The organism is Flavobacterium flevense (genome assembly GCF_900142775.1).
GTDB lineage: Bacteria > Bacteroidota > Bacteroidia > Flavobacteriales > Flavobacteriaceae > Flavobacterium > Flavobacterium flevense.
On record NZ_FRCC01000002.1, the window covers coordinates 180,723 to 196,344 of the forward strand.

Sequence of the window (15,622 nt, forward strand, 5' to 3'; positions counted from 1 at the left end):
AACACAAAAGAAAGCGTGGGTTTTGTTTGTTTAAAGATAACAAAATACAGAATATATGGTATTAAGACGAGTTGTTGTAACAGGTCTGGGTGCTCTTACTCCTATTGGAAACAATATTGAGGAGTATTGGAACGGACTAATTAACGGAGTCAGCGGTGCTGCTCCGATAACATATTATGATGCTTCAAAGTTTAGAACCCATTTTGCCTGCGAAGTAAAAAACTTCAATGTTGAAGACTTTATAGACCGAAAAGAAGCTCGAAAAATGGACCGTTATGCACAATACGCATTGGTTGCAGCTGAAGAAGCCGTACAAGATGCCGGTTTTGATTTTGAAAAAATAGACAAAGACAGAGCCGGAGTTATCTGGGGTTCAGGAATTGGAGGTTTAGAAACTTTTCAAATAGAAGTTCTTAATTATGCAGCTGGTGATGGCACGCCAAAATTCAATCCTTTCTTTATACCTAAAATGATTGCTGATATAGCCGGTGGTCATATTTCTATCAAATATGGTTTTAGAGGACCAAATTTCACAACCGTTTCGGCTTGTGCATCATCAACAAATGCCATTATTGATGCCTTTAACTACATCCGATTAGGACATGCTGATGTGATGGTAACCGGTGGCTCAGAAGCTGCAGTAACAATTGCAGGAATGGGAGGTTTTAACGCTATGCATGCTTTATCTACAAGAAATGATGATCCAAAAACGGCTTCAAGACCAATGGACAAAGACCGTGATGGTTTTGTTCTGGGTGAAGGTGCCGGAGCTTTAATTCTGGAAGAATATGAACATGCTGTAGCACGTGGAGCAACTATTTATTGCGAAATTGGCGGTGGCGGTATGTCAGCAGATGCACATCATATTACAGCTCCTCACCCGGAAGGATTAGGGGCTAAAAATGTAATGCTGAACTGTTTAAGAGATGCTGGTTTAAAACCAACTGATGTTGATGGTGTAAACATGCACGGAACATCAACTCCACTGGGAGACATGGCCGAAAGTAAAGCAATCGAACAAGTTTTTGGAGAACATGCTTATACCATGAATTTGAATTCAACAAAATCCATGACAGGTCACTTATTAGGAGCTGCAGGAGCAATTGAGACCATTTCTGCTATACTTTCTATAAAACACGGAATAGTTCCTCCTACCATCAATCATTTTACAGATGATGAAAAAATTGACCCTAAGTTAAATTTCACTTTCAATGTGGCTCAAAAAAGAGACATGAATGTTGTTATGAGTAATACTTTTGGTTTTGGAGGTCACAATGCTTGTGTATTAGTAAAAAAATTAGGATTCTAATTTTATACTATGAGTATATTCAAAAAAATATTTACAAAATCCCGTCGTTCTCAAGAAGACGGGATTTTTTTTGATACCATCCAAAAAATCCTTGGTTTTCCACCAGGTAATCTAAATCACTATCAAAAAGCTTTTACCCATCGTTCATCAGGTAAAGTAGATGGTACCGGAAATCCTATTAGCTATGAACGTTTGGAATTTTTAGGAGACGCTATGCTGAGTTCCGTTATTGCTGCACATTTATTTAACGAAGCACCTTACGGAGATGAAGGCTATCTGACTAAAATGCGCTCTAAAATTGTAAGCCGGGAACATTTAAACGAACTGGGAAAAGATTTAGATCTTATTAGATTTGTGGAAAGCAAAGTTCCTGTTCAGCATTTTGGAGAAAATATACATGGAAATATTTTCGAATCTCTCATAGGAGCAATATATCTGGACAAAGGTTATCCTTATTGTGAAAAATTTATTCAGCAAAAAGTAATCATTCCGTATGTAGATATTTCCAGACTCGAAGGAAAGGTAATTAGCTATAAAAGTTTAATTATTGAATGGTGTCAAAAAGAAAAAAGACAATTTCATTATGACATTTTTGAGGACAATGCAATCGATGGTCAAAGGCTGTTTGGGGTTAAATTAAGCATTGACGAAAAAGTGATTGCTAAGGCAAGAGCAACGTCTAAAAAGAAAGCGGAAGAAAAAGCATCACAACGTGCTTATTTTGCTTTTCAGGAAAAAATGAACAAAAAATAATAGTAAATTACTCAAAACTACAACGTTTTCGTTTTAAATTTAACGAATTCATTATATTTTCAACACTTATACTTCGACAGAAATAGTATATTTACATCTTTATTTTTAATGAAGATGGCTGTTCATAAATTAAATCTTGACGAATTTGATGAGATTGATTATAATCTTATTGCAATTCATACTTCTCTTGAAGATTATCGATTGGCATATTTTATCAATCAACAACTTCCTATAAATCTAGCAAAAAATGCTGATGAAGTTCAAATAAACATCAAAGAGGGCGAAACAAAATTTTCAAGATTTTATTATTATGACGAAGAAAATACAGTGGCATGGAATTTAGTTCAAAATATCAATGAAGTAATTTCAGAGAAAAACGAACAAGTCCAGAACTTATTTTCAAATACAAATGAAGGTATTTCGACTAAAGTATATTTATTGCCCGAATTTAAAAAAGCAGATTACTTTTTAAAAATAGACAGCAATAACAGCATTGATATCAATGAAATAAAAGTAATATTAAATACTATAGACAATATCACAACAGCATATACTGTTGAAACAAAACAAATAAAATCTAAAAACAATCTAATTTTTTAATGCAAATGATTACTACAAACAAGAAAACTAAAATTGTGGCTACCCTTGGGCCTGCTTGCAGCACAAGAGAAATCATAAAGGACATGGTTGAAGCTGGCGTAAACGTATTCAGAATTAATTTTTCTCATGCTGACTATGCTGATGTAGAAAACAGAATTCAAATTATTCGTGATCTTAACGAAGAATTTGGATACACTACAGCTATTCTTGCCGATTTACAAGGTCCAAAACTTCGTGTGGGTATGATGACCGAAGGTGTCGTTGTTAATGATGGTGATCTCATCACTTTTACAACAGCCGAAGACATCCTAGGAACTGCCGAAAGAGTTTTCATGAAATACAAAAACTTCCCTAATGATGTAAATCCGGGAGAAAGAATTTTATTAGACGATGGAAAATTAATTTTCGAAATCGTATCTACTGATAAAAAAACCGAAGTTGTTGCCAGAGTGGTACAAGGTGGTGAATTGAAATCTAAAAAAGGGGTTAACCTTCCGAATACAAAAATTTCTCTTCCTGCTTTAACAGAAAAAGACATTGCTGATGCTATTTTTGCTATTGGGCAAAAAGTTGACTGGATTGCACTTTCTTTTGTAAAAACACCACAGGATTTAAAAGACTTACAAGACTTAATTGCAGAACACGCTGAAAATAAAATTCCAATTGTTGCTAAAATCGAAATGCCGGAAGCATTAGAAAACATGGATAAAATTGTGGCTTATTGTGATGCTTTAATGGTTGCCCGTGGAGATCTTGGAGTTGAACTTCCTGCTCACGAAGTACCATTAGTACAAAAAGACTTAATTCGCAGAGCTAAAATAGCTCGTATTCCGGTTATTGTTGCTACGCAAATGATGGAAACTATGATTACTAGCTTGACACCTACACGTGCTGAAGTGAACGACGTAGCAAATTCAGTAATGGATGGTGCTGATGCTGTAATGCTTTCTGGAGAAACTGCTGCTGGAAATTATCCGGTACAAGTTATCCAAAAAATGACTCAAATTTGTGAGGCTGTAGAAAACTCTGCATTAATTCAGGTACCACAAAACACACCACAAATTAAAACAAACCGTTTTATCACTAAAACTATTTGTCGTCAAGCAGCAGTTATGGCTAATTCTATCGAAGCAAAAGCTATTTCTACTATGACAAACAGTGGTTATACTGCTTTCCAATTATCTGCCTGGAGACCAAATACGGCTGAAATATTAGTATTTACTTCAAACAAAAGAATTCTTACTCAGTTAAGTTTATTATGGGGAGTTAGAACTTATTTCTACGATAAAGAAGAAAGTACCGATACAACTGTTACTGACATCAACAGAATAGCTAAAGAGAAAGGTCATGTTGTTCCTGGTGATTACATCATCAATTTAGCTTCTATGCCTATTACCGAAAGAGGAATGGTAAACACTATGCGAGTTTCTGAAATCGTATAATCAGGCTAAGCCAAAATAGTAAAAATCCGTCTTGCTACTAAACAAGACGGATTTTTTTATCTGTTTTCGAAATACTGTAAACTAAAGTTCAGCAATAATTTTTCTGACTTCGTCTTTAGATTTTCCAAGCTTTTGCTCTAATTTTCCCAGCATTTCATCTTCTTTACCTTCGGCATATAACAAATCATCATCTGTTAAATCAGCATATTTTTGTTTTAATTTACCTTTTAATTCATTCCAGTTTCCTTTTATTTCTGTAGTATTCATAATGTTATTTTTTAATATTAAATTATTTATTTACATATTTTCTAACTGTCCAGGCCTGCGTTTCGTGGCTTTGCAATAAGGCCGTTAAGAAATCGGCAGTTCCATAATCATTTGTTTCTTCAACTTCTTTTATATACTCTCTTAATTGTTTTAAAATAGCTTCGTGATCAGATAAAAGCTCATTAATCATCTCTTTTTGATCCACAGTATTATTTGAATTTTCTTTTAAGGTAGCATGATCAATGAATTCCTGCATGGTTCCAATAGCTTTTGCACCCAGTTTACTAATTCTTTCGGCTATTTCATCAATAGTATGTTCCAGTTCCGTATAATGTTCTTCAAATAATTTATGCAACTCCATAAAACTGTTTCCAGACACATTCCAATGAAATTTTCTTGTTTTTACGTAAAGCAACATTTCATTAGCCAAAACAACAGTTAAAAAATCAACACTTGTATTTAAATCTTTTTTTGTAATTCCAATTTTAGGTTCCATATTTTTATTTTTTCGGGTTCTTTAATTGTTCTTTACAAAGATAATTGCGAATACCGTAAGACCTTTTATACAATTCTCCAGTACTCTTATAAGATTCCAATTTAGAGACTAAAAAAATTATTTTTTAAAACTTTATTCAATTCTAATGGTAAAGTAAATGTAAAAGTACTGCCTTTACCAGCTTCACTTTCTACCCAGATTTCGCCCTGATGTTTTTTTATAAATTCACTACAAAGTAATAATCCCAGTCCGGTTCCTATTTCATCCTCAGTTCCTTTTTGGGTTACTTTTCCATTGATTTTAAATAATTTTGCTTTTATAGCATCCGGAATTCCAATTCCGGTATCAGTAATAGAGACGACCACTTTTTTTGATTTCTTTTCTATTTTTACTACTATTTCACCATTTCTATTAGTAAACTTAATTGCATTTGTCAGCAGATTTCGCACAATAGTATCAATCATATTTTTATCAGCCTCAACTTCTACAATATCAGATGATTCAAATAAAATAGTAATATCTTTATTTAGAGCAGCATTTCTGTTCAGTTCAATATTTTCTTGAATTGATGTATTTAAAGAAAGTTTTTTAGGACTGTATTCCATCATTCCGGTTTGTAACTGAGACCAATCCAAAAGATTTTCTAACAGCTTATAACTATTTCTATTAGATTGATGAAGCATTTGAGTAATTTCTTTGATCTCGTCACGGCTATACTCTTCAATATTTTCTGCTAAAATTTCTGAAAGTCCAACTGATCCTCCCAGTGGCCCTCTTAAATCATGAGCAATAATGGAAAAGAACTGATTCTTATCCTTTAAAAGTTTTTGGATTTTAAGGTCTTGCTTTTCTTTTACCAATAATAAAAATCCAACTGTACTAATTAATGCAAGCAAAAACAAAGCTATGTTATACAAACTATCAAAAATGGTATAGGAAAAAAATTCCTGTTGCGGATTCATCAAATTAAATACGATACGGGCAAGAACTAAAAGTTCGAATCCCACAAAACAAAATCCGTAAAAAATTCGAAAAAAATTATGTCGTTTTTCAACAAAATAGCTAATTGTAGGCTGTAAATAAATAGCAAATAAACCAATAGACGCAATCAGAACACGAGTGTTAATGGTACAATCTAAGAATGTTGCGATATTAAAAATCACTGCTGCAACAATAGTTATTGCTATTTGTAAGCGGTATTTTTGCTTTGATCTTGCTTTAACCAATGACAATATGGCTATTGTTTCATAACAACATGCCGCAAAAACAATCATATTCGCGATATTAATAGAAATGAAATCAGGAATAGTATTTCTTAAAAAAAGTAATATCCAGCCTATAGTCAATAATAATTTTCCATAGCCATACCAGTTTACAATCTTTTTATTTTCGACAGTAGCATAAGAAAAAGAATAACTGAAAATAAGAATACTGACAAATAAATTACCTAAAAAATAAAGTTCAAAAACAGTTTTGAGGTCTAATGGTAAAAGTTGGAACATTATAATTTAGTTAATTTAAACAAAGCTGATGGAGTACGAACACAAAATCAGTAGAATAATCGATGTAATTAAATTTTATCTTTTCAATCAAATAACAATTACTGATTGAAAAACCTTAAAACATTGACTTCCCTACTGTACTTGTTATCCGTTATATTTTATAAATAGATTGCGTAAAATTATTAAAATTTAGTACGCTAAAGACTTCTGCCACAGAATAAAAAAATTAAGAAAAATTAAACAGCAATCTTAAGAAATATCATTTATATTTGGCTAACCTAAAATGAATCATAATGGAATTTAAATCTAAAAACCCTTTTTTAAATAATAAAAGCTTCTCGCCTACATCAAGAGCTGAGCAAGTACATGAAGCAACAGTTATTGGCTACGACCAGCAAATGACGCTTTCAGGCACTATTAATAAAACGATTCTGTTATTTTTATTGCTTACAGCATCGGCTATGGTTATCTGGTGGATGGCTTTTAATGGCATGAATCCTATTATTCCGGCTATTGGGGGTGCAGTTGTAGGATTGGTTTTAGTAATAATATCAGCATTCAAACCACAATACTCGGGTTATTTGGCTCCCGGATACGCTTTATTTGAAGGTTTATTTATCGGAGGAATTTCGGCAATTTTTGAAGCCCTTTACCCTGGAATTGTTATCCAGGCAGTAGGAGCTACTTTTGTAACATTTGCCGTTTGTTTAGGATTATATAAATTTAAAATTGTAAAAGTAACAGAACAATTCAAATCGGTGGTGGTTGCAGCAACATTAGCAATTGCTACTTATTACTTAATTTCCTGGTTATTTTCTATGTTTACAGGCTATCAGCCGGTACATTATGGAAATTCTATGTGGAGTATTGGTATCAGTGTTTTTGTAATTGTAATTGCAGCTTTGAACTTATTTCTGGATTTTGACCGTATCGAAGAGGGAGTTCAACAAAGAATGCCAAAATACATGGAATGGTTTGGCGCTATGGGATTAATGATTACTTTGGTTTGGCTTTATATTGAATTTTTAAGATTGTTATCTAAGCTTTCCAGTAAAAACTAATAATTATCAGGAAATAAATAAGCCGCACATTTGCAAATTAAAACTGATTTGTAAATGTGCGGTTCTTTTTTTAAAAATCAAATTTTAACTGCACTGCAACTACTGATTTCCTGACTTCAGTATTCAAACTACTCATCGAAATCCCTAATAACCGAACAGAATCTTTCATTCGTTCCTGATACAATAATTCTTTTACTGTCTCTAAAATCAGTCCTTTATCAGCAATAAAATAAGGCAGGGTTTTGCTTCTGGTTTGTTGGGTAAAATCGCTGTATTTTATTTTTAGCGTTACTGTTTTGCCCGAAACATTGTGTTTCTTAAGTCTTCGTTCTAAACTAATGGCAATTTTATCCAATTGTTCCAACATAAAAATTTCCGAAGAAAGATTCACTTCAAAAGTATGTTCGGCAGCAACTGATTTTGCAATTCGGCTGGATTTCACTTCGCTGTTGTGAATGCCGCGAACCACATGATAATAATAAGTGCCTGCCTTACCAAAATGTTTCTGCAAAAATTCTAAAGATTTACTTTTTAACTCTAATCCGGTAAAAATACCCAATTGGTACATTTTCTCTGTGGTTACTTTGCCCACACCATAAAACTTTCGGATAGGCAAAACTTCTAAAAACGGAATCACCTCATCAGGAGTAACCGTTTTTTGCCCATTAGGTTTGTTATAATCACTCGCTATTTTAGCAACAAATTTATTGATCGAAATTCCAGCAGAAGCCGTCAATCCCACTTCGTTAAAAATCCGGTTCCGGATTTCTTGTGCCAAAAGACTGGCGCTGGGATTTCCTTTTTTATTCTGAGTCACATCCAGATAAGCTTCATCTAAAGAAAGTGGCTCTATCAAATCCGTATAATCCCGAAAAATTTTATGAATCTGAGTCGAAATCTCCTTATACCGTTCAAATCGCGGACGAACAAAAATAAGATCGGGACAATTTTTTTTTGCCAATGCACCACTGATTGCTGATCGCACTCCAAATTTCCTGGCCTCATAACTGGCTGCCGCCACCACACCCCGATTTTCAGCTCCACCCACAGCAATGGGCTTTCCCCGAAGTTCAGGATTGTCCATTTGCTCCACAGAAGCAAAAAAAGCATCCATATCGATGTGTATAATTTTTCTATTTGAATTTACTTCCAGCATCTTAAACAAGTGTATTTAACAACTTATTTAGTTTTTTTCGGTTTGCAGGTAATTTTCAACCACTCCTGATTTTGATTTTTTTTCTGTTGGAAAAAAGAAACTAAACGGATTTGATTTGAAGTGATTCCAGATAGCAGCAGTTACAAATCGCAATTCAAATAAAGAAATCGCTCTGGAACGAAAAGCTAATCCTAAAGACAGACTAAAACTAACCATAAAGTTAACTAATCCCACGACACCAATCCCAACAATACCCCAAAACAACATAGCATCAGTAACCTTAAAATTTGCTCCGTATAATCCCAAGGCTAAATTTCCGCTCACAAAAGTAATGTGTCGGATATCTAAATTTAGTCCTAAAAACAAACCTATCGAAGCCGTACTACCCATAAAAACTCCAAACCAGAAATTAGAAACAATACCGGCCCATTTTTTTTCATACCAGACAGAGAGTTTTAGTGTTTTGGCTTTTCCAATACTCTTTTTTAATAAAGGGTGTTCTGCGATACGAAAATAAACCTGATTGTGTTTATCTCTATTGGCAACACTTCCTGAAATAATTCCCGACATAAATAAAAACACTCCCGCAATGGCAGCATGAAAAATCGCTAAAGAATGTATCGGACTCGTATCAGTAAGTAATCTTTCCCATTTAGTAGCAGCAATATTGTAATGAAAAACATAATCAATTAACCAGATTCCAAATAGAGATACCGGAAAAGCCATAATCACATTCCCTACAAATGCAATAAACTGAGAACGAAAAACCCTTGCAAAAAGAATGGCAAAAGCACTGTACTTCTGGGTATTATTTCCTTGTTTTGACATTCCTTCCTCAATGGCTTTTATCAAAGCTGAAGCTGTCATAGCGGGCTGTTTTGTAGCTAAAGCACATCCTAAAATATAAATAGTAATGAACCCAAAAGCATAATTCATACTGTAAAGAAACGCATGACCAAAAATACTCGTATCAATTTTAGAAAGCAGAATCTTAATGATACACATAATACCCACAATAAAACCGCCTCCTAAGGCATTCCAAAACATTTTAAAATATTCATTGCGGTTTTCGGTAATGTATTTTTCGCCTGTTTTTGCTGTATGCTGAGTAATTTCATACGAAATTAACTGAATGCTTTGTGCGATAAACTTTCGAACATTATTTTTATAACAATTGAATTCTATCAATTGCAAAGCCATCACAATTCCATTATTCTTTTCATCTTTTTCATTTTCTACTTTTAATAATGAAATAAGGAATCTAAGTCTTTCTAATTGCTGCTTAATTTTTAATAAATTCTGATTTACCCGAAGGGAAATACCATATTTCGAGCTGTTTCGGAATGCCTTTTCTACAAAATCTTCACAATGTTTGAGTAAAACTAACAATTGAGCCAAAGACAAATCATCTGACAGAATATAATGTTTTTCAGAATTTCTAATCTCATCTTCAATTAAAAACAATTCCTTTTCAAATGCAGAAAAAGGACTTTCTAAGTCGTCAAATTCCGGAACCATCTTAATTACATCCGTTTCCATCGCACGACCACTAATTCGCTGTGTAATTAAATGCATTGCAATTAATAATTCTGACAAACTCGAATTAGGTTCGACACTTTCATAAATAGATTCGAACTCCAGAAGATCATACAATTCTTCCAGCTGAGGCATTGGGATTTTATTAACCCAGATACTGTCTGTAGCTAAATAAAAAACCTGATTTAAAACATATTCTAAAGTATCTTTTTGCGGCTGATAAGGTAAAATTTTAGCCAGAATTCTTTTTTTAACTTCAAAGAAAAAATCCACATCACGTAGAATGGCAGCATCCGAAAAGATTTTATTGAATTTTCTTTCTTTTAAAATCTCTTTAAGATAAATAGAAAGTTCTTTACGACAAGATTGATTTTCTCTCAGAAAAGAAATCAGTTCATGTAAATTTACTGTTTGTAAATTTTTTATTTTTAAAGGTCTGATTAACTGAATCAATTCAACCAGAGGTTCTAAATTGCTTTTTTCATCACGCCAAGTTGCACTGCCCTTAAAAAACTCCTTTAATAGCTCTGATGTCTGTGGCTTAGTTTTTACTTTTAAAAGAGGCATAATGTATCTATTACTATTGATGTAAAAATACAAATCCAACAATGAAATACAATCAAATTATTCTTAAAAAAATACAGGGAAAAACAAAAATATTTTAGGCTGAAATTGTTTTAAAAAATTCATAAATCAGAGCGGTTTTACCTGATAAATAAATTCATTAATGATTGTAAATAAATCTAAAAACAGGAAAAAATAATATCTTTAACCCAAATCAGAAAGTCAATATAAAAATGATAGAAATAGAAAGAAAATTTTTAGTTACTTCTAATGCTTATAAAAAAGCTGCTTTCTCTCAAAAACGGATTATTCAGGGTTATTTGAGCTCTAATCCGGAACGCACGGTTAGAGTAAGAATAAAAGAAAATAAAGCCTATTTGACCATCAAAGGCATTTCTAATGCCACAGGTATGTCGCGTTTTGAATGGGAGAAAGAAATTACAGTTGAGGAAGCTGAAAATTTGCTTTTGCTTTGCGAAAAAGGGGTAATTGACAAAAGCCGATTTGAAGTAAAAATAGGTTCTCACACTTATGAAGTGGACGAATTTTACGGTGAAAATGAAGGCTTAGTAATGGCGGAAATCGAATTACAATCAGAAACAGAATTATTCGAAAAACCGGACTGGTTAGGTGAGGAAGTAACCAATGACAAACGTTACTACAACTCGTATTTAAGTAAAAATCCTTTTAAAAACTGGTAACTATTTAACCACTTCTTCGATAGTTACTTTTAAAGCTCCAGCATTTTTGTTTGCTGCAATTTCCATAAAAGCTCGTTTAGTCAAGTCAATTTCTCTGGATCTTACAAAAGGGCCTCTATCAGTAACTTCTACATAAATGGATTTACCGTTGGCCTCATTAGTGATTTTTAATTTTGTTCCAAAAGGGAATTTTTTATGTGCAGCTGTATAGTCACTATTACTAAATGGGATGCCACTTGCGGTACGCCTTCCATTAAATTTATCAGCATAATAGGAGGCATGAGCGCTTTTTTTATACACTTTTAATTTACCTACAACCTCATCAAAAATAGTGTCTTTTACTATCCCTCTTTTATTATCGGTTAAAGCATATTTTTTTTGAAGTGTATCCGGTAGCTGAACAGAAGGTTTTGAAACAAGTGTTTTTGGCTTTTCAGAAATTTTTCTTTGAGCATTTGCAAAAACAACTGCAACAAATAAAAAAAAGAGTGTAAATGATTTTTTCATATTAACTTTTTAGTTCTAATCTATTTAAAAACAAAAACTATACCGAGATAAAAAAAGTCCTAAAAAAAGGACTTTTACGTTTTTATTTAAACCATAACGACCATGGTATTCTAATTAGTATAAGAACTAATCCTAATCCGTAGAAAATGGAGAAAGTTTTAAATTTTGATTCGTTTGTGATTAATTTTTTATGTTTTGACCATCCAATAGTGATTAAAGTAATCGCAATAATATTAATTAGCGGATGTTCTAATGATGTTAAACGCAACATTTTGTCTGACATTTGACCAAAAGAACTAAGACCTAATGGTGAAACAAAATACAAAATTAAACCTATTAATAACTGCGTGTGGGTACCTATTAATCCAAAAAGAGCAATTTTTCTGTCTTTAGCTGTAAACTCTTTTTTAGAAGCCAAACCAATGAGAGAATTAACTACTGCAATCACTAATAATAAAAGTGCTATATAAGCCCAGCCAGAATGAAATTTTTGAATAAATGCGTACATGTTTTTGGTGTTTTTTTAACAAATATAAACAAAAAAGGTATAAAAAAAACCTCATAATGCTAACAGCCAATGAGGTTTTCGTAATTTAGAATCAATATTGCTTTTAATGTTCGCTGAAAATCAAACACTTAAATAAAAGAGATCAAAATGTTATTTATTTCTTAAAAAATGACCCAATAAAGAAGCCGTAGAACTATCATGATTTTTCACCTCATTAGAATTGATTTCATCCAGAATAGAATTTGCTAATTGTTTTCCAAGTTCTACTCCCCATTGATCATAACTAAAAATGTTCCAGATAAATCCCTGTACAAAAATTTTATGTTCATAAAGAGAAATCAGTGAACCTAAAGATTTAGGTGTTAATTTTTGAATCAGGAACGTATTTGTTGGTTTATTTCCGGCAAAAACTTTAAATGGCAACAGAAATTCAGCAGCTTCAGCGGATAATCCTTGTTTATCAAATTCAGCCTGAACTTTAGCTTCGTCTTTTCCGTTTAATAAAGCTTCGGTTTGTGCAAAAAAGTTAGACATCAATTTATCATGATGATGATTATCTCCGTACAAAGGCTGAACGTAACCGATAAAATCTGTTGGAATCACTTTAGTCCCCTGGTGGATTAACTGAAAAAAAGCATGCTGTGCATTAGTTCCCGGTTCTCCCCAAATAATTGTTCCGGTTTGGTAATCAACCGGTTTTCCATCACGTCCTACACTTTTTCCGTTACTTTCCATAGTTCCCTGTTGTAAATAAGGAGCTAATTTTTGTAAATATTGTGTGTACGGAATCAAAGCTTCGCTCTCCGCTCCAAAGAAATTATTGTACCAAACGCTTAATAAAGCCAAGACAACTGGAATGTTTTGATCAAAATCAGCTGTTTTAAAATGTTCGTCCATTTCATTAGCTCCGTTTAATAATTCTTCAAAATTATCAAAACCTACTGCTAAACTAATTGACAAACCTACGGCGCTCCACAGCGAGAAACGTCCTCCAACCCAGTCCCACATTGGGAAAACATTGTCCGGATTAATTCCGAATTCAGTTACTTTTTGCAAATTAGTGGAAACTGCCACAAAATGGCTGGCTACATCTTCCTGAGAAGCTGATTGCAAAAACCATTTTCGAATAGTCTCCGAATTAGTTAACGTTTCCTGCGTAGTAAAAGTTTTAGAAACAATGACAAAAAGAGTCGTTTCCGGATTTAATTTTTTAATTATTTCATTGACATGATCTCCATCAACATTCGATACAAAATGAACATTTAAATGATTTTTATAATACTGTAAAGCCTCTACTACCATTGCCGGTCCTAAATCAGAACCACCAATACCAATGTTAACTACATCAGTAAACACTTTCCCGGTATATCCTGTTCTTTTTCCGGAGGTAACTTCGTTAGTAAAACTCTTAATTTTATTTTTTACTTCATAAACTTCCGGAATCACATTTACCCCATTTACAGGAATCACTGCCGATTCCTTAGCTCTTAATGCGGTATGAAGCACAGCTCTGTTTTCTGTCTGGTTGATTATTCCTCCTCCAAAATAATCCTGAATTCCATTTTTAAGCCCCATTTCATTAGCCAGTTCAAGCAACAAAGACATCGTTTGCTGATTGACAATATTTTTAGAATAATCAATTAAAAAATCATTCCAAAGAATACTGAATTTCTCTGCTCTTGAACCGTCTTGTTTAAACATTTCCTGCATAGAAACATGCTGAATTTCTTCAAAATGTTTTTCAAGTTTTTTCCAGGAATTGGTCTGAGTTGGGTTTAGTGTACTTAAAGCCATTATGTTTTGTTTTTAGTTTTGTTCGTAAAAATACTGAAATTAGTTGTAATAGCAGAAAGGATGCCGACTATATAACAATAAAAACCAACCAGTTTATTTATAAAAAAAAGAGACAATTAGTAGTAAATTGCCTCTCATTGATTATTTTTAAATTAAAAATTATATGTTTTATTATAAATTTCCAATACTATCTAATTCTCTTTTTAAAGGCTCGATCGTTTTCATAAATCGGGCTTTATTAGCACTTTCCATTGGAGTTCCGGTAGGCAGCTTTAATCTTAGGGCATCTACCTGTACCCCATTTTTCCAGAAACGATAACAAACGTGAGGTCCTGTTGCTAAACCGGTACTTCCCACACGACCTATAACATCCCCCTGATTTACATGTTGTCCGCGTCGTACTAAGATTTTTGACATGTGTAAATATTGAGTTGAGTAAGTTCCGGTATGTTTTACTTTTACATAATTCCCGTTTCCGGCGGTATAACCTGTTCTTTCAACCACTCCTGATGCTGTAGTCATAATAGGCGTTCCTGTAGGAGCCGCATAATCAGTCCCTTTATGTGCTTTCCATCGATGTTGCACAGGATGAAATCTACGGGCTGTAAACCGGGAAGTAATTCTGCTGAACTTAATAGGGGATTTCAGGAAAAAGTTTTTCATTGTTTTTCCGTCTTCATCATAATAATCAATTTTGCCGGAACTTTGATTTTGTACAAAAGGAAAAGCATACATAATTTTACCTTTGTATTCAAAAAAAGCTCCTTCTATAGTACTGACACCATTATAAATAGAATCGTTTATGTAACGTTCATTAAAAATAATACCAAAACGATCGCCTTTCTTGAGTTTAAAAAAGTCAATAGACCAGGAGTAAATTTTTGTAATCCTGTTTGCTAAATTGGGTTCTACGCCTGAATTAGATAAGGTTTCAGATAAAGATCCTTTTAAAACTCCGGTGATAGATCTTCGTTTAATAGTTACCGGTCGTACTTTTTTATGAGCAACTACGGCTGAATCGCGTAAGTCAAAAACATAATACGTTAAGTCATTAGGCTGGTAAACAAAAACCTGAAGTTTGTTTGTTTTATCCTTAGAACGCAGCATGGTAAAAACTCTGTTAGGCCTGATACTGCGTACGTCAAATGTATCTTTGACACTGTTTACAATCTCATAAATCTGACGGTCTCCAATATTTTGTTTATTCAGAATAGTTCCAAAAGTATCTCCTCTTTTAACAGTGTCATGAACTACATTATAGTCGGCAAAATTAAATCCGAAATCAGCATTACCTTTTTTAGGAATTATTTTTTGAACGGCTTTTTTCTTCTCAGTTTCAGTGTCTGATTTTTTACATGATACTGATACTACTAAGACTAATGCAATTATAATTGTTAAAACGTATTTCAAACTCTTATCTATTTAT

General features: G+C 33.1%; 15 protein-coding genes. 6 read left to right on the plus strand and 9 right to left on the minus strand.

Features of this window, described 5'->3' with window-relative positions; genetic code table 11:
- Positions 1–55: 55 nt before the first annotated feature.
- From fabF to pyk, 4 genes are all read left to right on the plus strand, one after another.
- On the plus strand, positions 56–1,309 hold the full coding sequence (gene fabF / locus BUB89_RS03945; RefSeq protein ID WP_073242174.1) for a beta-ketoacyl-ACP synthase II: 1,254 nt from the start codon (positions 56–58) through the stop codon (positions 1,307–1,309).
- A gap of 9 nt (positions 1,310–1,318) precedes the next feature.
- A complete protein-coding gene (locus tag BUB89_RS03950; RefSeq protein WP_073242176.1) occupies positions 1,319–2,062 on the plus strand; it encodes a ribonuclease III family protein in 744 nt (247 codons plus the stop codon).
- Positions 2,063–2,176: 114 nt separating this feature from the next.
- A complete protein-coding gene (locus BUB89_RS03955; protein ID WP_073242178.1) occupies positions 2,177–2,662 on the plus strand; it encodes an IPExxxVDY family protein in 486 nt (161 codons plus the stop codon).
- A gap of 8 nt (positions 2,663–2,670) precedes the next feature.
- Positions 2,671–4,104 (plus strand): pyruvate kinase, encoded by a 1,434-nt coding sequence (gene pyk, locus BUB89_RS03960; RefSeq protein ID WP_073242982.1) that lies wholly within the window; start codon positions 2,671–2,673, stop codon positions 4,102–4,104.
- An 81-nt stretch (positions 4,105–4,185) separates the two neighbouring features.
- On the opposite strand, the gene BUB89_RS03965 is transcribed toward pyk, so the two are convergent.
- The 3 genes from BUB89_RS03965 to BUB89_RS03975 form a co-directional block, all read right to left on the minus strand.
- On the minus strand, positions 4,186–4,371 hold the full coding sequence (locus tag BUB89_RS03965; protein ID WP_073242180.1) for a CsbD family protein: 186 nt from the start codon (positions 4,369–4,371) through the stop codon (positions 4,186–4,188).
- A 22-nt stretch (positions 4,372–4,393) separates the two neighbouring features.
- Complete coding sequence (locus BUB89_RS03970) at positions 4,394–4,867, minus strand: Dps family protein (protein WP_073242182.1); 474 nt, start codon at positions 4,865–4,867, stop codon at positions 4,394–4,396.
- Positions 4,868–4,968: 101 nt separating this feature from the next.
- The gene (locus BUB89_RS03975; RefSeq protein ID WP_073242184.1) at positions 4,969–6,369 is read right to left on the minus strand and encodes a sensor histidine kinase; all 1,401 of its coding nucleotides are present in this window, start codon (positions 6,367–6,369) and stop codon (positions 4,969–4,971) included.
- A 293-nt stretch (positions 6,370–6,662) separates the two neighbouring features.
- Here BUB89_RS03975 and BUB89_RS03980 point away from each other — a divergent pair, with 293 nt between their 5' ends.
- A complete protein-coding gene (locus BUB89_RS03980) occupies positions 6,663–7,430 on the plus strand; it encodes a Bax inhibitor-1/YccA family protein (protein ID WP_073242186.1) in 768 nt (255 codons plus the stop codon).
- A 70-nt stretch (positions 7,431–7,500) separates the two neighbouring features.
- Here the strand turns inward: BUB89_RS03980 and dinB are convergent, their stop codons facing one another.
- Positions 7,501–8,586 (minus strand): DNA polymerase IV, encoded by a 1,086-nt coding sequence (dinB, locus tag BUB89_RS03985; RefSeq protein ID WP_073242188.1) that lies wholly within the window; start codon positions 8,584–8,586, stop codon positions 7,501–7,503.
- A 27-nt stretch (positions 8,587–8,613) separates the two neighbouring features.
- Positions 8,614–10,689 (minus strand): recombinase, encoded by a 2,076-nt coding sequence (locus tag BUB89_RS03990; protein WP_073242190.1) that lies wholly within the window; start codon positions 10,687–10,689, stop codon positions 8,614–8,616.
- A 230-nt stretch (positions 10,690–10,919) separates the two neighbouring features.
- Between BUB89_RS03990 and BUB89_RS03995 the strand changes: the two genes are divergently transcribed.
- Entirely contained in the window at positions 10,920–11,387 is a 468-nt protein-coding gene (locus tag BUB89_RS03995) for a CYTH domain-containing protein (protein ID WP_073242192.1), read from the plus strand.
- On the opposite strand, the gene BUB89_RS04000 is transcribed toward BUB89_RS03995, so the two are convergent.
- The 4 genes from BUB89_RS04000 to BUB89_RS04015 all read right to left on the minus strand — a co-directional run bounded on the left by BUB89_RS04000 (position 11,388) and on the right by BUB89_RS04015 (position 15,606).
- The gene (locus tag BUB89_RS04000) at positions 11,388–11,894 is read right to left on the minus strand and encodes a septal ring lytic transglycosylase RlpA family protein (RefSeq protein ID WP_073242194.1); all 507 of its coding nucleotides are present in this window, start codon (positions 11,892–11,894) and stop codon (positions 11,388–11,390) included.
- Between the two features lie 82 nt (positions 11,895–11,976).
- Complete coding sequence (locus BUB89_RS04005; RefSeq protein ID WP_073242196.1) at positions 11,977–12,402, minus strand: hypothetical protein; 426 nt, start codon at positions 12,400–12,402, stop codon at positions 11,977–11,979.
- Between the two features lie 150 nt (positions 12,403–12,552).
- The gene (gene pgi / locus BUB89_RS04010) at positions 12,553–14,196 is read right to left on the minus strand and encodes a glucose-6-phosphate isomerase (protein WP_073242198.1); all 1,644 of its coding nucleotides are present in this window, start codon (positions 14,194–14,196) and stop codon (positions 12,553–12,555) included.
- A 171-nt stretch (positions 14,197–14,367) separates the two neighbouring features.
- Positions 14,368–15,606 (minus strand): peptidoglycan DD-metalloendopeptidase family protein, encoded by a 1,239-nt coding sequence (locus tag BUB89_RS04015; RefSeq protein WP_073242200.1) that lies wholly within the window; start codon positions 15,604–15,606, stop codon positions 14,368–14,370.
- Positions 15,607–15,622 lie beyond the last annotated feature (16 nt).